The sequence below is a fragment of the Paenibacillus guangzhouensis genome (assembly GCF_009363075.1).
GTDB lineage: Bacteria > Bacillota > Bacilli > Paenibacillales > Paenibacillaceae > Paenibacillus_K > Paenibacillus_K guangzhouensis.
This window is the reverse complement of sequence record NZ_CP045293.1, coordinates 1,857,996-1,877,691: the sequence shown is the minus strand read 5'-3', so window position 1 is coordinate 1,877,691 and position 19,696 is coordinate 1,857,996. Positions and strand designations below refer to the sequence as shown.

General features: G+C 40.0%; 26 protein-coding genes and 1 riboswitch. Of the genes, 25 read left to right on the top strand and 1 reads right to left on the bottom strand.

Features of this window, described 5'->3' with window-relative positions:
• Positions 1 to 110: 110 nt before the first annotated feature.
• The gene (locus GCU39_RS08520; RefSeq protein WP_152393120.1) at positions 111 to 1,559 is read right to left on the bottom strand and encodes a sensor histidine kinase; all 1,449 of its coding nucleotides are present in this window, start codon (positions 1,557 to 1,559) and stop codon (positions 111 to 113) included.
• Positions 1,560 to 1,838: 279 nt separating this feature from the next.
• On the opposite strand from GCU39_RS08520, the gene GCU39_RS08515 reads away from it, so the two are divergent.
• From GCU39_RS08515 to thiS, 25 genes are all read left to right on the top strand, one after another.
• Positions 1,839 to 2,531: a DUF421 domain-containing protein gene (locus GCU39_RS08515; RefSeq protein ID WP_152397141.1), complete on the top strand. Its 693-nt coding sequence runs from the start codon at positions 1,839 to 1,841 to the stop codon at positions 2,529 to 2,531.
• A gap of 450 nt (positions 2,532 to 2,981) precedes the next feature.
• Complete coding sequence (locus tag GCU39_RS08510) at positions 2,982 to 3,977, top strand: ABC transporter ATP-binding protein (protein ID WP_152393119.1); 996 nt, start codon at positions 2,982 to 2,984, stop codon at positions 3,975 to 3,977.
• Complete coding sequence (locus GCU39_RS08505) at positions 3,974 to 4,768, top strand: ABC transporter permease (protein WP_152393118.1); 795 nt, start codon at positions 3,974 to 3,976, stop codon at positions 4,766 to 4,768. Before GCU39_RS08510 ends, GCU39_RS08505 begins: the two co-directional genes overlap by 4 nt.
• A 5-nt stretch (positions 4,769 to 4,773) precedes the next feature.
• Positions 4,774 to 5,583 (top strand): ABC transporter permease, encoded by an 810-nt coding sequence (locus GCU39_RS08500; protein WP_152393117.1) that lies wholly within the window; start codon positions 4,774 to 4,776, stop codon positions 5,581 to 5,583.
• A gap of 252 nt (positions 5,584 to 5,835) precedes the next feature.
• Positions 5,836 to 6,324: an NUDIX hydrolase gene (locus tag GCU39_RS08495; protein ID WP_152393116.1), complete on the top strand. Its 489-nt coding sequence runs from the start codon at positions 5,836 to 5,838 to the stop codon at positions 6,322 to 6,324.
• 117 nt (positions 6,325 to 6,441) lie between these two features.
• Positions 6,442 to 6,936, top strand: a complete 495-nt coding sequence (locus GCU39_RS08490; RefSeq protein WP_152393115.1) for a GNAT family N-acetyltransferase — start codon at positions 6,442 to 6,444, stop codon at positions 6,934 to 6,936.
• Positions 6,937 to 7,133: 197 nt separating this feature from the next.
• Positions 7,134 to 7,718, top strand: a complete 585-nt coding sequence (locus GCU39_RS08485; protein WP_152393114.1) for a hypothetical protein — start codon at positions 7,134 to 7,136, stop codon at positions 7,716 to 7,718.
• A 32-nt stretch (positions 7,719 to 7,750) separates the two neighbouring features.
• Complete coding sequence (locus GCU39_RS08480) at positions 7,751 to 8,224, top strand: GNAT family N-acetyltransferase (RefSeq protein WP_152393113.1); 474 nt, start codon at positions 7,751 to 7,753, stop codon at positions 8,222 to 8,224.
• Positions 8,225 to 8,381: 157 nt separating this feature from the next.
• Positions 8,382 to 8,756, top strand: a complete 375-nt coding sequence (locus GCU39_RS08475) for an NUDIX domain-containing protein (protein WP_265333497.1) — start codon at positions 8,382 to 8,384, stop codon at positions 8,754 to 8,756.
• A 166-nt stretch (positions 8,757 to 8,922) separates the two neighbouring features.
• Positions 8,923 to 9,360, top strand: a complete 438-nt coding sequence (locus GCU39_RS08470) for a hypothetical protein (protein ID WP_152393111.1) — start codon at positions 8,923 to 8,925, stop codon at positions 9,358 to 9,360.
• 33 nt (positions 9,361 to 9,393) lie between these two features.
• The gene (locus GCU39_RS08465; RefSeq protein WP_152393110.1) at positions 9,394 to 9,891 is read left to right on the top strand and encodes a P-loop NTPase family protein; all 498 of its coding nucleotides are present in this window, start codon (positions 9,394 to 9,396) and stop codon (positions 9,889 to 9,891) included.
• A 108-nt stretch (positions 9,892 to 9,999) separates the two neighbouring features.
• On the top strand, positions 10,000 to 10,560 hold the full coding sequence (locus GCU39_RS08460) for an HAD-IIIA family hydrolase (RefSeq protein ID WP_152393109.1): 561 nt from the start codon (positions 10,000 to 10,002) through the stop codon (positions 10,558 to 10,560).
• A gap of 195 nt (positions 10,561 to 10,755) precedes the next feature.
• Complete coding sequence (locus GCU39_RS08455) at positions 10,756 to 11,220, top strand: GNAT family N-acetyltransferase (protein WP_152393108.1); 465 nt, start codon at positions 10,756 to 10,758, stop codon at positions 11,218 to 11,220.
• Between the two features lie 28 nt (positions 11,221 to 11,248).
• Positions 11,249 to 11,794 (top strand): histidine phosphatase family protein, encoded by a 546-nt coding sequence (locus GCU39_RS08450; protein WP_152393107.1) that lies wholly within the window; start codon positions 11,249 to 11,251, stop codon positions 11,792 to 11,794.
• Between the two features lie 60 nt (positions 11,795 to 11,854).
• Positions 11,855 to 12,337, top strand: a complete 483-nt coding sequence (locus GCU39_RS08445; RefSeq protein WP_152393106.1) for a hypothetical protein — start codon at positions 11,855 to 11,857, stop codon at positions 12,335 to 12,337.
• A 161-nt stretch (positions 12,338 to 12,498) separates the two neighbouring features.
• A complete protein-coding gene (locus GCU39_RS08440) occupies positions 12,499 to 12,870 on the top strand; it encodes an iron chaperone (protein ID WP_152393105.1) in 372 nt (123 codons plus the stop codon).
• A gap of 151 nt (positions 12,871 to 13,021) precedes the next feature.
• Positions 13,022 to 13,435, top strand: coding sequence for an NUDIX hydrolase (locus tag GCU39_RS08435; protein WP_152397140.1), 414 nt, complete (start codon positions 13,022 to 13,024; stop codon positions 13,433 to 13,435).
• Positions 13,436 to 13,464: 29 nt separating this feature from the next.
• Entirely contained in the window at positions 13,465 to 13,743 is a 279-nt protein-coding gene (locus GCU39_RS08430; protein ID WP_227793494.1) for a hypothetical protein, read from the top strand.
• A 73-nt stretch (positions 13,744 to 13,816) separates the two neighbouring features.
• Complete coding sequence (locus GCU39_RS08425; protein WP_152393104.1) at positions 13,817 to 14,686, top strand: alpha/beta hydrolase; 870 nt, start codon at positions 13,817 to 13,819, stop codon at positions 14,684 to 14,686.
• A gap of 94 nt (positions 14,687 to 14,780) precedes the next feature.
• Positions 14,781 to 15,083 (top strand): hypothetical protein, encoded by a 303-nt coding sequence (locus GCU39_RS08420; protein ID WP_227793493.1) that lies wholly within the window; start codon positions 14,781 to 14,783, stop codon positions 15,081 to 15,083.
• A 279-nt stretch (positions 15,084 to 15,362) separates the two neighbouring features.
• Positions 15,363 to 16,298 (top strand): tyrosine-type recombinase/integrase, encoded by a 936-nt coding sequence (locus GCU39_RS08415; RefSeq protein ID WP_152393103.1) that lies wholly within the window; start codon positions 15,363 to 15,365, stop codon positions 16,296 to 16,298.
• Between the two features lie 829 nt (positions 16,299 to 17,127).
• Positions 17,128 to 17,460 carry a chaperone CsaA gene (csaA, locus tag GCU39_RS08410; protein WP_152393102.1) on the top strand — a complete coding sequence of 111 codons (333 nt, stop codon included), beginning with the start codon at positions 17,128 to 17,130 and terminating at the stop codon, positions 17,458 to 17,460.
• An 85-nt stretch (positions 17,461 to 17,545) separates the two neighbouring features.
• Positions 17,546 to 17,645, top strand: a riboswitch (TPP riboswitch).
• A 93-nt stretch (positions 17,646 to 17,738) separates the two neighbouring features.
• Positions 17,739 to 18,362: a thiamine phosphate synthase gene (locus GCU39_RS08405; RefSeq protein ID WP_152393101.1), complete on the top strand. Its 624-nt coding sequence runs from the start codon at positions 17,739 to 17,741 to the stop codon at positions 18,360 to 18,362.
• Positions 18,346 to 19,494 carry a glycine oxidase ThiO gene (gene thiO / locus GCU39_RS08400; RefSeq protein WP_152393100.1) on the top strand — a complete coding sequence of 383 codons (1,149 nt, stop codon included), beginning with the start codon at positions 18,346 to 18,348 and terminating at the stop codon, positions 19,492 to 19,494. Before GCU39_RS08405 ends, thiO begins: the two co-directional genes overlap by 17 nt.
• Positions 19,491 to 19,694, top strand: coding sequence for a sulfur carrier protein ThiS (gene thiS, locus GCU39_RS08395; RefSeq protein ID WP_152393099.1), 204 nt, complete (start codon positions 19,491 to 19,493; stop codon positions 19,692 to 19,694). The genes thiO and thiS overlap by 4 nt, the downstream gene beginning before the upstream one ends.
• Positions 19,695 to 19,696: the final 2 nt, after the last annotated feature.

Below are 19,696 nucleotides of genomic sequence, written 5' to 3'. Positions count from 1 at the left end.
ATGCCTCACTGCTAACCGATGCCAAACGAACGAGACAAGTCATTTTGATAAGAACATATAGACATGGAAGCCGCATTCATTTGCGGCTTTTTTGTACTGAAGAGAATCAGCTAGGTCGGTCTAATTAAATCATTAGCTACTGGTAACCAGACGATGAATGTCGTTCCTTCTTTCTCCTTGGACACCACTTCAATTGAGCCAGCATGTTCATCGATGATCCATTTAGCAATAGAGAGCCCTAGGCCGTACCCCAAAGTCTTCCCCCTTGAAATATCCGCTCTATAAAAGCGTTCATAGATCTTGGAGATCTCATCCGAATTCATGCCTATTCCTGTATCCAAAATGCGGATTCCAACATTACCATCCTTTTGTAAGCCATCTAATTCAACGTAGCCAGTCGACGTGTATTTGAAGGCATTATCGATCAGAATGAGCAGCAGTTGTTGTAAATAATCTGAATCGCCTTGGATGTGAATCTGAAAGAGTTCATCGATGTTCCCAATTCGCCATTCAACAGTCCGTGGGAGCAAATTCGCTTTGCGAACAGTTTCGGTAACGACGGGATAGATAGCAATCGTTTTTTTCTCCATGGCAATGCCGGAATCACCTCTAGCCAAGGTCAATAAATCGCTAATGAGGCGAGTCATACGTTCCGCTTCGGAGTTCATATCGTAAATTGCTTCCAAAGACAAGTCCACATGATGCGACTCTAAACGCTGATTGGGATTTGCAGCAATATTGCTCCAAAGTTTCTTTAATAAGTCGCCGTTACCCCGTATCGTAGTAAGCGGCGTGCGAAGCTCATGTGACGCATCGGCCACGAACCGACGCTGTATTTCGTAAGCTTCGTTGAGGTCCTGATAAGTCTCCTGCAGCCGCACCAACATGTTATTAAGCGTATCCGTCAGAAGTCCAATTTCATCGTTAGGCACGTCTCTTTTTATTCTCATTTTCAAATCGTCCCCGCTCTCAATCCGTCTTGAGGCATGGATGACATTGTGTAAAGGCTTCAGTGCTCGTCTGGATACCCATAGGCCCAATAGGAAAGCGATGACCAGCACTGTGATTGACGATAACACCAAAATCCACTGAAGGTTTTGAAGAATTTTTGCTTCTTTTCCTGTATAGATTCCGACCTGTAGAAGTCCAACTAAGATACGTCCATCGAGTAATATTGGAGTGTTGAGGAGAGTGAATGGATCTCCATTGATATTGATCTTGCTGTATTTGGATTTAAGATCTAAATTGGGTCCCGGATACTGAAGCTTAATGCCTGCTTCTAGGAGGTTTCTGGAGTAGCGGACTTGCTGATTCGTATAGTCAACGACTTGGATGATGATTTGATTGTCAGCAATGTTGGGGGAGATATCGATCTGAATGCTGTTCCAGAAATCTAATGTTGGAGCGATATGTAATCCTTTCACCGTTTTATTTAGAGTAGATTCAATGTCCTGGTTTGTTTTGAATTCGATGTAGATGTAAAGTGCTGTGCTAAGAATAATTAGAACCACAGAGATAAGACCCATATACCAAAGCGTAATTCGCAACCGGATCGTCAAGCAATCTCCCCCTAAATGACGGCGCGCAGAATAACCTAATTTTGGTATAAGTACCTTAAAATAATATGAAATGATGTTATAAGGAATCTAAATTTTGTTGAATGTCTAAAAAATCCACGATACATTAACGGGTAGCATGTGAAATGGCATGGTTATTTTTTGATTACCAGGAAATAAATAATACGAAATGAAGTTGTCGATGTTCATGGCCTACGTGGAGCCTCTTTCGATTACAATTTTTAAGGCAGAAATGGAATAAAGGGGGCATCGATGAAAATTATGAAATTTCTTAATCTCGCGATTGAACTTGTGGTTGGATTTTTCATGCTTTTTATTATTGTAAAAATTGTTGGTCGAAAGATCATTACCCAAGTAACACCGTTCACTTTTATTACGGCTATCGTTATCGGAGAAATACTTGGCAATGCGCTATATGATCCCCGAATTGGGATTGTTGAAATTATATTTTCCATGTGCCTGTGGGGTGTATTACTGCTTATCGTTGAATTTATTGGACAGAAATTCATTTGGTTTAGAGGCTTGGTGGAAGGAAAACCTGCGGCGCTTATTAATAATGGGAGAATAGATCGGCATGAACTGAAAAAAAACCGGATGAACCTAAATCAACTGCAGAGTTTACTCAGGCAGAGTGAGACATTTTCTATACGGGAAGTAGCCTTTTGCTATCTGGAACCAAACGGTTCGATCAGCATACTAAAAAAGGCAAAATATCAAAAAACAACATTGGAGGATTTTCAACTTCCTAACAAGCAAGTTCAGGTACCTGTAACGCTCATTCGTGATGGGCAAGTATTATGGGATGAAGTAGGCGATATAGGATTTGATGAATCGTGGTTAAAGAAACAACTCCAATCCCAAGGTATTGTTGATTACAAAGACGTACTCATTGCAGAGTGGGTGCATGGAGATGGTATTTTTGTTCAGACTAAGACCCAATCATATGACAAGTGAGACCATATGGATTTTTTGTAGCAAACTTCTTCTTTTTGCATACTTTAACATGGGACACTTATGCTACAGAGTATATAGAAAACCGCACACTTTTAAACCGTGAAAAGTGCATGAACGCTTTGTTCATGCATTTTTTGTTTATTTAACATTGACATTTCATTCCAATAGAAGTATTTTAGGGAATAGGAGATATTTGGAAGGAGCAATTCTTAATGCCAGCTAACCTGTAATGGTCGATTGTATTGAATAGTGCAGCAAAAAATCCTATTTTGGACCAAGGGATTCGTCTGCCTATTTTGACCATTACGGGAACGCAAGGTTGTCATTATTTGAACCGAAGCGGAGCCCTACGTAGGGTTATTCCGCTTTTTTTGTTGTCACAATTCTGTCTCCGATCCAATCATACCTTGTGTTCCTTCTAAATTATAAAGATTTTTAGGAGGAGTCAACATGAGTTCAAAGATAATTGAAGTAAACCATTTAACCAAAGCATTCACATTTACAACTAAGGAACCTGGACTTCGAGGCGCATGGAAAGGACTATTCTCCAGACAGATGGAAGAAAAAACGGCGGTTAGTCAGGTTTCGTTCGATGTGTATGAAGGAGAAATCATCGGATTCCTCGGCCCGAATGGTGCAGGCAAGACAACAACACTCAAGATGTTATCGGGTATTTTATATCCTTCTGCTGGTGAGGCCAGCGTGTTGGGTTATGTGCCTTGGAAAAGAGAAACTGCGCTAAAAAAGCAAATTTCTTTTATTATGGGACAGAAAAATCAATTGTGGTGGGACCTTCCCGCGAGTGAATCGTTCCTGTTAATCAAATATTTGTATGATATCGATACGAAGGATTATAAAAGAAATCTGGAAGAATTAGTCGAGTTGACAAATGTTCAGGATTGCATGCATATGCAGGTGAGACGTCTCTCATTTGGACAACGAATGAAAATGGAGCTCATCGCTGCCCTGCTGCACAAACCGCGTGTCGTTTTCTTGGATGAGCCTACAATCGGCTTGGATCTTATCTCTCAGAAAAACATCAGGAACTTCCTCAAATCGTATAATCGCGAGAATAAAACGACGATCATGCTCACCAGTCACTACTTGGAAGATATACAGGACCTGTGCAAACGAAGTGTCATTATGAATGGGGGAACGGTGGTTTATGACGGGGAACTTCATCAAGTGAATGATATCTTCAATAAAAAGGTCATTAAACTTCAGTTCTCTGATCGCATTGATGTTAACCACCTCGATTTCTTTGGGAAAGTTACAAAGGTTACGGAATCGAACGCAACACTTGAAATCGATCGACACGAAGTCAAGCCCATCCTTGCGGCCTTGATGTCGGAATTCCCAATCACAGATGTCGATATTCATGATATTCCAATCGAAGAAGCCATCACTTGGTTGTACGAGAGGAAAGGAGTGCATCAGCTTCCATGAAAAAATATGTTCAAGTGTTCAAGTTAAGCTTATTAAGCTCACTAGAGTATAAAGTCTACTTTTTGTTCAGTATTCTCGGGGCGTTTCTGCCGATTGTCATTCAATATTTTATGTGGAGATCTATATTCGAAGCGAGTGAAGTGCCTATAGTATTTGGATACACATTTCAGCAGATGTTCATGTACACAGTCTTCTCAGCGATGATATCTAAAATTATTTCTTCCGGCATTCAATTCGAAATCTCTAATGATATTAAATACGGCCAATTCAGCAGTTTCTTGTATCGACCAGCATCCTATACCCTGTATAAAGTATCGTCTTATCTGGGAGGGAAAGCCGTATATTTGCTGTTATCGTTCCTTATCATTTATTCGGTGCTTATCACGTTCCAGATCGATATTGCGACAAGCGGGATTAGATTGCTTGTATTTGCGTCTGCACTGCTGTTCAGTTTTGTTCTTAATTTTCTGATCTACCATATCATTAGCTCGCTATCATTTTGGCTGGATGAGATCTGGTACTTTTACTTCGCGATGGGGTTTTTGATTACGCTATTGAGCGGTGGGATCTTTCCTTTGGATATTTTCGGGGACACTGTCTCACTATTTGCAAGCTTTTTGCCATTCAAGTACACGATTTTCTTTCCAGTCAACATCATCAATGGACGGTACGACATGTACGAGATCATAACCGGACTCAGTCTACAATTCATTTGGATCGTAATCCTGTACATGGTATCAAGAATCTGCTGGGGACTCGGCAACAAAAAATACAGTGCTGTAGGAGGGTAAGCAACATGAAATCAATTATAAAGGGCGCGAAACGATATGGAGCCATATATTCAATCATAGTGAAAAATTGCATATTGAACGAGCTGGAATATCGAACGAATTTCTTCATGCAAATCTTTGCATCCTTGGTATCGCTGCTAACCCATTTCGTCTATGTCATTGTCGTGTATCGGTCAGGTGTAAATATCGCAGGATTAACCTCGGATCATATTTTGTTGTTTACGGGCACATATTTTATTATGACTGCAATCTATGCTTTCTTTTTCGTAAACAATTTTTTCGCTTTTCAGGGTCACATTAGGCATGGAACAATGGATATGTACTTAATCAAACCGGTGTCTCTTCAATTTATTCTTTCCTTACGATTAATCAATGTAATGGGAATTCCTGATTTTATTGTAGGAATAGGTCTGGTATGCGTGGCTTGGTCTCGATTGGGACTTGAGACAAACGCCATGCAATTGTTGGGATACGCGGGCTATATTATCGGTGGAGGCGTCATGACATACGCATTGATGATGCTGCCGCAGGTATTGGCTTTCTGGTTCACCAATACATCCAGTCTGTACAACCTTGGGGCGCAGTTATGGGAAGCGAATACAATGCCCATGGTCATCTATAATCGGATGATTCAAGCGATTGGTACATTTGTTTTTCCTATTTTTGTTGTATCAAATATCGCGCCGCTCTATGTGTTAGACAAGTTAACGATAACGGGGCTGGTGTGGGGGATCTGTGCGCCATTTCTATTCTTTGCTTTGGTAAGAGTTCTGTTCTTACAAGGGCTTAAGCGCTACACAAGCGCAAGTAATTAAAGGCTAAGAGAAGTACACATACGAGTCTAAATCTTCGGGACACGATAGTAGATATCACACATGAATGAGCAGGCTGCATAAGCCTGCTTCATGATTAATTAGGAGGACAACTCGATAATTTCGCGAATATTCTACAGATGGAATTATTTGTGCAGTTCGTGGATGAGACATTAGATGAAATATTTTGTAAAGAAAATAGAAAAGCATTATTGAATCCGTTTTTATTACAAATAGTTGGAGGGGACTGATTATATGTTCTTTGTTAACTCCAGAGCGATAATTGAAAGAGATTTTAATAATGAAAGACAAATTGTAATTCAGACAAGAAATAAACCCAACGAACCATTAAAGATTGAATTACCCGGAGGACGAATTGAACCATATGAATCATTAACACAAGCATTGAGAAGAGAAGTAAGAGAAGAGACCGGACTGGAAGTAACAGAAATTGAAGGAGAAGACACAAGAATTGATACAACGGGAATAAATCCAGAATTTGAAGTTGAATGTATTAAACCATTTGGAGCATATCAAACATTAAAAGGACCAATTGATTCAGTAGGGTATTATTTTAGATGTAGAGCTGAAGGAGAGATATTAAAGAGCGGGGATGAAACGACAGACATTAAATGGATTAACATAAACGAGCTATCAGAATTAATCAATAGCAACCCATTACTATTTTCAAATGTTGATCGAGCAGGGATAATTTATTACTTAACGCAACTTAAAAGAACTTGAAGGGAAGCTCAAAGAAGGCACATGACATCAGCTAACATCGTATCTACGCTGCGGGCTACGCCCTTGGTCCGCAAGATGTATGTGAAATATGACTAATTGCTAAAAAGGAGAAAGGCTATGATTTCAATTCAAAAGGTTGAATATGAACAAAAATCAATTCTACGAAATCTTCTTGAACTATATAAATATGATTTTAGTGAGTTTGATCCAGAAGACGATATAAATCCGAACGGGCTATATGAATACAAATACTTAGATCATTATTGGACGGAAGAGGACAGCAGATATCCATTTTTCATTAAGGTAGATGATAAACTTGCAGGCTTTGCTCTTGTTAGATCCATTGGAGAGAATGAAAATCAAGCAATATACTGGATGGCGGAATTCTTTGTCATGAAGAAATATAGAAAATTAAGAGTGGGGCAGACCGTCGCCCATGAACTATTTGCTAGATTCTATGGAGTTTGGAAAGTAGCTCAAATGGAATCAAATGTACCGGCTCAAGCATTTTGGAGAAAAACAATTGAAAGATATACGAATGGAAATTATAAAGAAATTAGAGAAGAACATTGGGAAGGGCCTATTCAAACATTTTTGTCAGCTAATCAATGAAGAGTCATACTTCACATAACATAATATTCACGCTGAGGATCGGCTAGCCCCGATCCTTGGTCCGCCTGAGGAGAATGGCAGAGAAGTGAAATCAGGCGGACACACACGCACCACGTTAAGGTGGAGAAGCGTCGTAAATACGGGAATGTAAAAGGAGATTCGTGCAAGTCATATAGAAACAGTCCGGAGGAACAAAGATGTTTGAATATGTTACACACTATTACAATGCTATTCCTTTTAGAAGTATATCTGCACTTTCAAGAACTGAAGCGATGAAAGTCATGAGAGAACTGTGTGATGACACGCCATTCTTTGAAAGATTTAAGGAACCCATTCAATATTGGGATAACCGCATAGAAGCTGAGACGTGGTTACGAAACGGATTTAAAGAAAAAGGTGGAGTACCTAAAGATAACTATCCATTCTATGCTGTATTGGGTACTGGTGACTGGATAGAGAATTATGCTTTGAGTGAGGGATTAGAAGTCGATTTTCTGAGGATTCCATTATCTATATTTAATGAGGAAGATATCAGTTTTACATTACCAGATAGTATGGTTTCATTTTGGATAGGTAGAGATAAACCTGAGGAATATTACGATCCTCAATATCATGGGCAGGTATTTATGTTGTCAGAAGTAAAGTCAATGATGACGGCTGATGTAATGAATAATCTTGCATCAAGAATCCCACAAGGATCAATACCTTATGTTGAAGCACAGATCTGGAATCATAAACTTGTAATGAATTATTATAACAGTCAAAAAATGAATGAGAGATAAGAATCGGTTTGAACGTTCGAGGGAGTAACAAGATGGAAATCACTTTATTCAAATCAGGTCTTAATGAAGCATTGATTATTCACGAAATGCAAATCAAAGCATTTAAGCACTTGTTAGATAAATATCAAGATTATGAAACCAGCCCTGCTAATGAATCTGTGGAACGAATAGTAGAACGAATAAATCAACCGTTTACGGATTATTACATTATAAAAAGTTCAAATATTTCAATAGGTGCAATTAGAATAGTAAGGAAAGAGAATAACACCTATCGCGTCAGCCCAATATTTATTTTGCCTGAATATCAAGGGAAAGGAATTGCTCAAAAGGTATTCTCTATTATTGTAGAGATATATAACGATGTTGGAGTTTGGGAATTGGATTCGATATTACAAGAGCAGGGTAATTGTTATCTCTATGAAAAATTAGGTTATCAAAAGACGGGAGAATTAAAACGTATCAACGATAAAATGACAATTGTGTTTTATGAAAAACGCTTGATTTAACCTTATCTTAGATCATTAAATGCCTAATATAGGTATTCACAAATCGTTATATATTTACAAACAAAAGGAGAAAAACATGTTAAGCCTAATATGCGAATTGCCTTTAGACAAGAAAATTGTGGGAGTTCATTGTATTCCTATTCTTAACAATGGGAACATGATTATGGTCTGGGATCGGGAAGAACAAGTTCTAACGACTATTGGCGGTAGACTAGAAGGTAACGAAACAATAGATGAAGGACTAGATCGTGAAGTCATGGAAGAGGCAGGTATCATTTTATCAAACGAACGAATACCATTTGCTTGCTGGTATTGGGAGAATACAGATACTTATACAGTTTGGTATTTAGTGAAAGTAAGAGAGTTTACTGACATGCCGGCAGGCTACGAGAAAACAGGTTATGTCATAATGAATTTTGAAACAGCAATACAAATGCTATTAAAGCTAGAAGGAACAGGAGAAAGAGTTGAAATAATTAGAAGAGCAGGAATATTGTCGGGGCAACTCGTAGATGAAGGCAACTGCGTATAATACCGAATTTTCACTACGGGCTTTTCCCTGGTTCGCAAGACGGATTGAGCAGTCCGTTGGACCCGGCGCGATACGCCTTAAGTCGCTCAGGTTCGTAGATACAAGAACGTTAAGTGAAATTCTGTTAATAATAATCGTTAAGATATATTTGAGGGGTATGAAAGAGATGGAAAAAATCAAAGCGATTAAAACCGAGCTAGGTGAAATTTATGGAAGAGACGCGATCTTCCTTGATGATATTCAATTCAATTATCTAAAGAAAGAAGTTACATTAATTGGTGAGATAAATGGAGTATTATGTACAGATTCAGATGATGATGAGTTTATTGGGTACGAATTGCTATTCAAGAAAGTTTATTACTTTAACATGGTTGAGTTAGATGTAAGTTTAGAGATGTTTGATATTCCATACAATGAAAGTAGCAGTTTTGTTGAAGTATTTAATACGAAAATACTAAGTGATATAAAGAATGCAGGAAATCTGGAGTTAAAGCAATATGTAATACATACATATGACGATGTTTTTGTTATTGCATGTCAAGAATTCGAATTTAGATTAAAGAAAAAAATAACTAGTAGGCAACAAAGGCAGATTCAAGAGTAGACTATTGCAAAAAAATTAGGAGCTATACGTATAATGCAAAAGATCTTCATTATCGGAATTGTAGCTAGTGGTAAAACCACTTTAGCAAAACAATTATCGAAGGAAATGAATATACCGTGGTACGAATTGGACAATATTGTTCATCACCAAACAGATGAAGGAAGAATGAAACGTACACCTGAAGAACAGGTTGAGGTGATAATGGAAATTGATAGAGGAGGAAAATGGATATTTGAAGGTACAAATCGAGAATCATATCAATGTTTATTAGATATGGCGGATACTATTGTATTTCTTGATCCTCCTTTATGGAAGCGGAAAGTTAGAATATTCACTCGTTTTCTTAAGCAAAATCTTGGTATTGAAAAGTGTAACTATAAACCTGATATAAAGATGTTGAAATTAATGTACAAGTGGACTAGAGATTTTGAGAATAATAGACTCGCAATAGAAGCTCAGTTGAATGTATATAACAATAAACTTATTAGAGTATCTGACAAGAATATGATGAGTACGATATTAAACAAATAATCAGGTTGTAGGAGTTATTCTATAGGATCGTTAAAATGATACATACAATTATTAAGGACTATAACAAGCCTAATGAGGGCTTCTCTGAATGAAAGGAGTATAAAAAAGATGAATGATAGTAAAACCATAAAAGACTTAAGGACAAAAATTGAAGCGGTGTTTATTGATAGGGACGGAACAATAGGGGGTACTGGACACTTTATTCACCCGAAAGATTTTATTTTATATCGTAACGCCCAGGAAGCCATAAATTTATTAAAGCAGGCGGGCATTAAAGTTTATGCTCTTACGAATCAACATCGAATATCTAAAGGAGAGGCAGAAATAGTTGATTTCGTTAAACAATTCGAGGCATTCGGGTTTGACCAATCTTACATATGTCCGCATAGCTCCACTGAAAACTGTAATTGCAGAAAACCTAATCCAGGAATGCTGTTAGAAGCATCGGCAGAACATCATTTGAATTTAAAGAACTGTGTTGTGATTGGAGACTCAGGAGATACGGATATGTTAGCAGCTCACGCAGTCGGCGCTTTAAAAGTCTTGGTCTTAACAGGCTGGGGAAGAGGGTCAATGACTCAATATAGGAACGTCTGGATTGACACAGAACCGGATTTTGTAGCAGAAGATATATTAGAAGCAGTGAAATGGATTATAAATGAAGAATGATTGCAGGTCATTCCGAAGGTGAGTAATCTTCGTCTAATACCGTATCTTCGCTCATTGCTCTTGATTCGAGGAATCAGCTTACAACCGTGCGGCTTAGTCCGTCGGATCTTGTTGCTGTAGCTTCTAAAAGCCTATTAGGCGTATGAATACAAGAACATTAAGAGAAAAGTTTGATTTTATTAGGGGGGAGATTTGATGAAGATAAGAATTGCTGATAAAGCAGATATTGATCAGTTAATTAGAATGAGATGGGACTTTACGATGGAATATGATATAGATGGAAAGTTGAAGAATGAAAAATATAGCGATTTCTATCATGAATGTAAAGAGTTTTTATTGAATGCAATTCGGAGTGGTAATTGGTCTATATGGATTGCTGAGGAAGATGGAAAGATCGTATCCAATATATACATAGAACTCATATATAAGGTCCCAAGACCAGGAAGAGTAACGAAACCATTTGCTTATATGACTAATGTGTATACGAAACCAGAGTACAGAGGTCAAGGAATCGGTAGTAAATTAATATCAAATATTAATGAATGGGCATACGAGCAGAAATATGAATTTATCATCGTGTGGCCAAGTGATGAAGGTGTTAGTTTTTATAGTAAAAATGGATATAAGCATTGTAAAGAACCTATGGAAAACATGTTTTGAGAAAACTTAATTAAACCACGAGGTTAATATGAAAATTGGATTAATGAGACATTATAAAGTACTTATCAATACAACGAAGAACTGGATGTCTTCACATGATTTTTCTGAGTGGGTAAAACAGTATGATCAGTCAGATATTGACCTTTCGAATCCAATAAGAGCCAATCTTAATTGGGATGTATGTTATACAAGTGATATGCAAAGAGCTATAAAAACTGCCGAAACGATACATTATGGTGAGTTAATTACGACAAATCAACTAAGGGAAATTCAAATTAACCCAATGTTTCATGCAAACGTAAAATTGCATTTGAATATCTGGTTAATCTTAGGGAGAATGGGGTGGTTGATTAATCATCATTCTCAGGAAAATAAATACCTTACACGTATGAGAGCCAAAACATTACTAAATACAGTAGAAGAAAACTGTAAAAACGATGAAAATGTATTAATTGTAACGCATGGCGCTTTTATGACTGTTCTAAGACAGGAACTTTTGCATCGTGGCTATATCGGTGATACATTTACAAAACCGAAGAATGGATGGATATATACTTTTGAGAAAGGTCGCTGAGGGATTTCGAAGAAGTATCATACATCAATTGAATCACCGAACAATCCTGGGAGGCAAAGAATGAGTAAATACACTTTTATCGTTTCAAATTGTCCATTACCAGAAATAGATTTAACAGGTACTGTGAGAATGAAATATGGAGAATATAAGAAATTGAATATTCAATCTACACACGAGTCCATTCTTGATCAATTAGATGATATGGACGACGAAGCTGCAATCCTCATCATGGAATCAACGAAAATGCATCATCTCAAGATAGCTCTCTGTACCAATCAACCATATGGTTTAGAAGAATATATACAGAAAGAATTTATCTATTGGTTGGAAGGCAGTTCAGATGATTTAACATGGAAAGAACAACTCTATGCGTATTTAAAAGAGCAACAAAATAATATGAACGGACTTGAAATATGGTCTATATGGTTCGGTGACGGTCAACAAGACATTGAAAAAATGACAATAAAATTATCAGAACTACAACGATCAGATTTGGAAGCATTAAAAGGTGTAAGAAACAATTACAGTATACAGTTCGAATAGACGATGATCGGTTATTATGGAGAAGAGGTTCAGGCAGCTAGCTCACAAGGATTACTCCGCTGGACTCGTTCGCATTTGCTCCCTTAAGTTTTTTGGTATGTAAATAATCATGAACTTTATTTTACTAAACGACAGATTCTTTATTAATTGGAGGGACCATCATGGAAGTTTTTGTAGAGTATTTTGCGCGTATTGATAACCCAGTGCATCGGGCACGGACAGAAGAGGTTTTGGTTTGGGTGCATCAAAAATTTCCACAGTTAATGCCCAAAATTGCGTGGAATCAGCCAATGTTCACTGATCACGGCACATTTATCATTGGCTTTAGCGTTGCCAAACAACATTTGGCTGTTGCCCCTGAAAGGGCGGGGATGATTCATTTTTCCGATGAAATTGAGCAAGCTGGCTATAGTCATACCAAGGAATTGATACGTTTTCAGTGGGATCGTCCGGTTGATTTCTCGTTGCTTGAGAAGATGATCGATTTTAATATTTTGGATAAGGCCAATTGTTCAACCTTTTGGCGGAAATAATACTTTATTTATTTGATGTATGAGTAGGATTGTGATAGGCAGAGTAATATTGTGAGAGTTCGTTCCGCTAATAAATCTATTTAAATATGAAAAGGATGATAAGCATGAGGCAACGTGCCCAGGCAATTATTATTAGAGATAAGGCCATGTTATTTGCATATGGAATTGCTTCCAGCCACAATGCATTACGTTCATTGGTGGTGGGATAGAACAAGGTGAAACTCCTGAGGAAGCGGTATTAAGAGAACTACGGGAAGAAGCACATTTGGAAGGCCATATTATATATAAATTTAATCGTGAAGTAGCTGAGAATCATCACACGTTTTTAATCCATATCGGGAATCAGAGTTGTAGATTGGGAACAGATCCGGAGGAAGAACACCTTCCATTAGAGGAACGAAATCTTAAGGATCTGATTTGGATATCTTTTGAGGAGAGACATTTATTTACTAGCTGTGACAGAGAGTATATTGAAAGGCTTATTGAAGAATGTAAAGAACGGGCATATCACCCCGAGTGGTTAAAAGATATACAAGAAATAATACTACTGAGTGAGAGATGTTAATGCGGTCTTTGACTAAAGAGGACTCGTTCATGGAGCAACGATATCTATATCATTACTATGAGGCTAGAAAAGGCCCGTTTAAAAACTTCTCATCTTTACCGCTTGATGAAGCACAGGCACTCATGAGTACGCTTATCGAGGACAATGCTGTTTTTGCAAGTAAACGATCTGCCGACTATTTACAAATACGAATGGAATTAGAAGCTAAAGCTCAGAACCTGTTTAATGCTGGCCGCAGGAATGGAACCAGGATGGTAGTAAAGGCCCCGAACGATATATTGAAGTGCAAGTATGGGATGAAGACGTAATTAGCCGCTATAGATAACAACGCCTATCGAATACGTTAATATAGAAATGTGAGTTGAAAAAGGAGGTAAGGCCATGAAAGAAACAAGAGTATATAAACAAGTGGGGCACTGTTCAATCAATGCAGATATATATTACCAAGGCCCTGACTCGCCAATTATATTGTACATCCATGGTGGAGCTCTGATTTTTGGCACCAGAGAATGGCTGCCTTTGGAGCAGATCGAGTTTTTTACACGTGCTGGATTTAGCATGGTTAACATTGATTACCGACTCGCACCAGAAACGGGATTCGAATGTATTATCGAAGATATCCGAGATGCCGTTGATTGGATTAGAACAAAATCAACAGCATGGTATGATTTTGACGTCGAAAATATTGCTATCATGGGTAGTTCAGCAGGCGGTTACCTAAGTTTACTAGCGGGAGCAATGGGTATAACACCGAAAGCCATCGTCTCCTTCTATGGATATGGAGATATTCTAGGGGAGTGGTATGCTCAGCCTAGTGAGTACTACTGCAAGAAACCGATGATTAATCGAGAGTCAGCATTGAAGCACATTGGTGATAAAGAAATAACCACAGGTAATTGGGACAGATTTGATTTCTATTTATACTGTCGCCAACAAGGGGTCTGGATTCAAGAAATAACTCGAATGGATCGAACGAATGACTTCTCGCGATTAATGGAGTTCAATCCCATACATCATGTTACGACAGACTACCCGCCTACGATATTACTTCACGGAGATCAAGATACGGATGTCCCCTATGAACAATCTTTACTTATGTACGAAAAGCTCAAGGAAAAAGGCGTTGACACGAAGTTAATCACGATGGAAGGTGCGGATCATGTTTTTGATCATCAATTCGAAGATCCAACGGTGCAAAGAGCATTCAATGAGATCTTGGAGTTCTTAAAGACTTATATGGTCAACACCTGATCGGGAAAATCGCACGGTTTATCTTCAAAGTAATAATCATAACGGCAATGCCACACGAATAGGGTGTGAAGTAGATTAAATTAGGAGAAAGGTGATGGAAATGAAATTAAAATTAAAATACTTCTTCATGTTGGCTACATTATTGCTGCTCATGTCTCTTCTAACGGGCTGCGTACCTGGAGATGGAACGAATAATACTGAAAATCAGGCGGGATTTTTCTGGGGTATATGGCATGGATGGATCGCACCGATATCGTTGATCATTGGATTGTTCAAAGAACATATCAGACTGTATGAGATTCATAACGCGGGATGGTGGTATGATCTCGGATTTTACATCGCTGTAATCAGTGGGTTTGGTGGTATTTCACTCTTTCGGCGTAAAAAGTCAGAATGAAATGGAGTTATGCATTCGGGCGATCATGCTTCACAATTATCGCGAAGTGATCGCCCCTTTGGATCACCCTACAAATACATAAAACCTTCTTTTTTTGTTCCAAAAAAATTGCGTGAAATACATATTTCATGCAATTTCATTTTAAATAAACTTTTTTCATACTATAATAGGGATTAGTAGATTAATAATTCAGTGAAATTGGTGGATAACTGGAAATTGTATCTGGGAGAATTGTTAAGACGGAGAGAATACATACATCTAAGAGAAGGAGATGACGATATGGCACTCACACAATATGATCTGATCGAGGCATACAGTCTTGAGCTAGAATTATTCTCTATTTGGATGAAGAATCAAGGGATGACGAAATCGACGCAGCAGGCCTATATGAGCGATGCTCGAAGTTTTCTCAAAGGCGTCTATCCTGCGGATCTCGCCAAACTAGGCAAAATGGAAATCATGCGATTCCTCTCAACGACTCGTGAGCGAGGGGCAGGGGATGAAGCTCGGAACCGCAAGCTATCGTCGCTTCGCGCTTTCTATAAATCGCTGAATGAAATGGAACATCTGCAAATCAATCCTGCTGCGTCTGTCGCGAAATCAAAGCAAGTTAAAAATCGGATTCCGACGTATTTGGAAGAGAACCAGCTCCATCATTTCTTCGATCGAGTAGAAGGGAAGTACCAGAATCGCAATGTGGCGATCCTTCTTCTCATGGCATTTGCAGGATTGCGCGTTGGGGAAATTCATCGCATGAATATCCAAGATCTGCATCAGGACGGTTCAATACACATCCTTGGTAAAGGACGCAAATGGCGCGTGATCCCGCTTCCTGCCGAACTGCATCAGATTCTAATTCGCACACTGGAGGAACGCCGCTCCCCAAATCAAGGGAAAGAGCAGGCCTTCTTCATCTCTCAATTCGGACGTCGATTATCCATCCGGATGATACAGACGGTAGCGGATCAGACATTCGAGAAGCTCAAAGCCGAACTGCCTGAGCTGATGAATACGCGTTTATCTAGCCATAAGCTGCGCCATTCGTTCGCCACCATGCAAATCCGGAGCGGGACAGACATCCGAACGCTGCAAGAGTTGCTAGGACATGCGAGCATTGAAACGACGCAAATTTACACCCATATCGATAATAAACAGATGAGGATGGCCATGGATAAATTTACAGGTAAAATTCCTTCGGTGAGCAGAACAGAATAAAATTAACATAAACATTATTATGTAAACTAATGTGTCAGTAGCCGTTCTCCACCCGTTGGAGGCGGCTTTTTCTAGGCCAATCGTGATGAATTTTGTCAAGGGAAAGGAAGATAATTAAATGGGAACAGCAATACGAACGATTGAAGTTAGATATTCAAGTGAAAATCAGAATTCTGCATGGACTAGGTAAAAAACACTAAGAGAGATTAGAGACATAATTAATATTATGTAAACTAATGACCTCGTTTCAAGACACATCATTCAACCGCTCCCCGAAGAAGGTGATTCCGAGGCGCTTTGCGTACGTAAAATGGCGCTTGTGGAAATTATGCATGTTTATTCAACATTGTGATTCTCTGATTGCGGTTGTTTATCATGTAATACGTACCATCCAAAGGAATGTGATTAAATAAGTTACTGACGTTTTATTGAGGAGTAGTAAGATATACGTATGGATGTCTTGTTGGATTAAGATGAGCGAAAGCATCATTTCACATTCGGGGAAAGGTGATACAACAAAGCCGAATACGTTGTTTACGGTCAGACATTGACGTTACAGAGTTACTCCTGATATATTTGCTGTAGCACCGAAGGCTACCGTGTGTCACTATATATACCCATTACTAGTAAGTTATAGCATGTTGGACGAGCAACGATTTGTTCCTCGTTAGGTGAGATAACGTCTGGAGCAAACAACACTTATTGCATAATTATTCATTTGTGAATTGTGAAAGTTATGAGATTTTTAGTATGTATCATACATACACATTGTTCAGTAGATTACGAAACAATAATTATGTAAACTACGTAACTGACAGGAGGCCTACACTTGACAGCAGAACTTGAAGATTTTCTAAAGTTAGATATTCGCGTTGGTACTGTGATTCATGCGGAACCATTCCCAGAAGCTAGGAAACCGGCAATTAAATTGATGATCGATTTCGGCGATCTGGGAATTAAGCAATCCTCGGCACAAATTACGAAAAGATATATACCCGAGCAACTACCAGGGCGTCAGGTTATCGCGGTCGTGAACTTCCCGCCTAGACGAATCGCGGGATTCAAATCCGAGGTACTGGTCATTGGAGGCGTCCCTGAAGAGGGGGATGTCGTGCTCTTGCAGCCGGACCAACCGCTTCCGAATGGCACGCCAATCGCATAGTACCTGTGTCCTATTTTCTAATTGTTGTAAAATAATGCTATTCAACAAAGAATGATTGTGCTATATTGTTCGTAACTTGATAAGCACTACACACTAGGGGAGCCTGCAATGGCTGAGACGGATGATCCGGACCCTTCGAACCTGATCTGGTTAATACCAGCGTAGGGAAGTGTTGAGGCTCGCTTCATCCTTTTTGTGAGGGTTATTTATGGAGCTTGACGACCACTTTTCTGCGGAAAAGTGGTCTTTTTGCGTTCCAAGAAAGGAGCTCAAGTATCATGGAACTACATGTAATATCTTCCGGCTCGATGCCTCTGTCAGAATTCACAGCCATCGCTATACAGATTCATTCCTATGTGGACGCCATTCATCTTCGAGAGAGGCATTGTACGGCTGTCGAGCTATATGGGGCGATTGCATGGATGCTGGAAAAAGGGACTCCAGCCAAAAAGCTGGTTATCAACGACCGCGTGGATGTGGCGTTGGCAGCAAGGATTGGTGGGATCCATCTGGCGCATCACAGCTTACCGACTCCACACGTTAAGCGATTATCACCAGAATATCGCATAGGACGATCCGTGCATTCGGTGGAGGAAGCCATCCGGAGTGAAGAGGAAGGTGCGGATTATCTGTTCTACGGACACGTCTTTGCAAGCTATTCCAAGCCAGGACGGTCACCGCGAGGACTTGTGTCCCTACAAGAAGTAGCCGACTCTGTATCGATCCCGGTCATTGCAATTGGTGGGATTGGACCAGACCAGGTACATGATGTGATGGATCATGGAGCTCGAGGGATCGCCGTGATCAGCGGCATTCTGCATGCACCCGATCCCCTAGCAGCAGCTAGGCAATATAAGTCAAAGCTTAACGAAAGAAGGTCAGGATATGGAGCAAACAGTTGATGTTATCATCGTCGGCGGCGGTGTCATCGGATGTTCGATTGCTTATCATCTATCTAAGCGAGGCATCAAAGTTCGACTCTTAGAGCGGGGACGTATTGCCTCTGAAGCTTCGAGTGCTGCAGCTGGGATGCTGGCAGCGCAAGCGGAATTTATCGATTCTGTGCCGTTGTTCGATTGGGCTCGCCAGAGTCGAGCTATGTTCCCTGCGTTGACGGCGGATCTACAAGCGCATAGCGGTATGGAAATCGGTCTCGTACAGCAAGGGTTGCTTCGTGTTGCTACCTCCGAAGAAGATGTCCTTCGATATCATGCACAGGCCGAATTGCAGCGGCAATCGGGAGAATCCGCCCAGTGGTTGTCAGCGCAAGAAGCGCTCGCATTGGAGGGTACGTTAGCCAGCGATGTCTATGGCGCGCTGTATCTAGAAAATGACCATCAGGTCGTGGCACCTTCACTCACATTAGCCTATGCCAGCGCAGCAGCCGCGCTCGGCGCAGAAATTCGTGAACATTCGGAAGTACAAGAACTTCTTCGCGAAGGTGGCAGGATTACCGGAGTCCGTATGCAAGACGGTATTCACCGATGCCAACAGGTTATTATCGCCTCCAGCATCTGGTCTCAGGCCTTGCTTCGGACAGTTGGATACGACCTGCCGCTCTATCCAGTCAAAGGTGAATGTATCGCGGTGAGGACGAACAAGCCGTTGATTCGAAGAACCATCTATACCGACAATTGCTACCTCGTTCCAAAAGCGAACGGCGAGCTGTTGATTGGCGCGACAGTAACACCGCATACGATGCAGCGACATGTGACCGTAGGCGGCATCCTCGCTTTAATGGGGGTAGCCGAACGTTTAATCCCTTCAATTCGAGGCGCTACGTGGATCAGGACATGGAGTGGTTTAAGACCTCAGACCCCACAGGGACTGCCGTATATAGGGAACCACCCTGAGCTCGCGGGTCTGATGATCGCAGCCGGACACTACCGTAATGGGATACTGCTTAGTCCGTTAACAGGCAGCGTGATGGCGGATCTTGTGGAAGGAATAGAGCTTGCTGCGGATCTTACAGCTTTTCAAGTTCCTGCGATGCGGTGGTCGAAGGATCAAGAAATGACGGGGGTGGGGATATGAAGCTCATTGTGAACGGTCACGCTGTGGAATTGCCTGACCACGTGTCATCCGTACAGCAGATATTAGAACATTATGAACTTGAGAACCGAATAGTTGTTGTCGAGGTGGATGCTCAGATTGTTGAGAAGCACCATTTCAAGAATCGGGTAGTAGACGAAGGTGCACGCATTGAGATTGTACATTTTGTAGGCGGAGGATGATG

Bases quoted from the DNA above. Each gene is read 5' to 3' on its own strand.
- GCU39_RS08440 (WP_152393105.1), top strand. From the start codon at position 12,499: ATGGAAGTTTTTGTAGAGTATTTTGCGCGTATTGATAACCCAGTGCAT.
- thiS (WP_152393099.1), top strand. From the start codon at position 19,491: ATGAAGCTCATTGTGAACGGTCACGCTGTGGAATTGCCTGACCACGTG.
- GCU39_RS08515 (WP_152397141.1), top strand. From the start codon at position 1,839: ATGAAATTTCTTAATCTCGCGATTGAACTTGTGGTTGGATTTTTCATG.
- thiO (WP_152393100.1), top strand. From the start codon at position 18,346: ATGGAGCAAACAGTTGATGTTATCATCGTCGGCGGCGGTGTCATCGGA.
- GCU39_RS08405 (WP_152393101.1), top strand. From the start codon at position 17,739: ATGGAACTACATGTAATATCTTCCGGCTCGATGCCTCTGTCAGAATTC.
- GCU39_RS08445 (WP_152393106.1), top strand. From the start codon at position 11,855: ATGAGTAAATACACTTTTATCGTTTCAAATTGTCCATTACCAGAAATA.
- GCU39_RS08510 (WP_152393119.1), top strand. From the start codon at position 2,982: ATGAGTTCAAAGATAATTGAAGTAAACCATTTAACCAAAGCATTCACA.
- GCU39_RS08420 (WP_227793493.1), top strand. From the start codon at position 14,781: ATGGAAATGAAATTAAAATTAAAATACTTCTTCATGTTGGCTACATTA.
- GCU39_RS08500 (WP_152393117.1), top strand. From the start codon at position 4,774: ATGAAATCAATTATAAAGGGCGCGAAACGATATGGAGCCATATATTCA.
- GCU39_RS08480 (WP_152393113.1), top strand. From the start codon at position 7,751: ATGGAAATCACTTTATTCAAATCAGGTCTTAATGAAGCATTGATTATT.
- GCU39_RS08425 (WP_152393104.1), top strand. From the start codon at position 13,817: ATGAAAGAAACAAGAGTATATAAACAAGTGGGGCACTGTTCAATCAAT.
- GCU39_RS08465 (WP_152393110.1), top strand. From the start codon at position 9,394: ATGCAAAAGATCTTCATTATCGGAATTGTAGCTAGTGGTAAAACCACT.
- GCU39_RS08450 (WP_152393107.1), top strand. From the start codon at position 11,249: ATGAAAATTGGATTAATGAGACATTATAAAGTACTTATCAATACAACG.
- GCU39_RS08415 (WP_152393103.1), top strand. From the start codon at position 15,363: ATGGCACTCACACAATATGATCTGATCGAGGCATACAGTCTTGAGCTA.
- GCU39_RS08455 (WP_152393108.1), top strand. From the start codon at position 10,756: ATGAAGATAAGAATTGCTGATAAAGCAGATATTGATCAGTTAATTAGA.
- GCU39_RS08430 (WP_227793494.1), top strand. From the start codon at position 13,465: ATGGAGCAACGATATCTATATCATTACTATGAGGCTAGAAAAGGCCCG.
- GCU39_RS08495 (WP_152393116.1), top strand. From the start codon at position 5,836: ATGTTCTTTGTTAACTCCAGAGCGATAATTGAAAGAGATTTTAATAAT.
- GCU39_RS08490 (WP_152393115.1), top strand. From the start codon at position 6,442: ATGATTTCAATTCAAAAGGTTGAATATGAACAAAAATCAATTCTACGA.
- GCU39_RS08505 (WP_152393118.1), top strand. From the start codon at position 3,974: ATGAAAAAATATGTTCAAGTGTTCAAGTTAAGCTTATTAAGCTCACTA.
- GCU39_RS08485 (WP_152393114.1), top strand. From the start codon at position 7,134: ATGTTTGAATATGTTACACACTATTACAATGCTATTCCTTTTAGAAGT.
- GCU39_RS08460 (WP_152393109.1), top strand. From the start codon at position 10,000: ATGAATGATAGTAAAACCATAAAAGACTTAAGGACAAAAATTGAAGCG.
- GCU39_RS08470 (WP_152393111.1), top strand. From the start codon at position 8,923: ATGGAAAAAATCAAAGCGATTAAAACCGAGCTAGGTGAAATTTATGGA.
- GCU39_RS08475 (WP_265333497.1), top strand. From the start codon at position 8,382: ATGATTATGGTCTGGGATCGGGAAGAACAAGTTCTAACGACTATTGGC.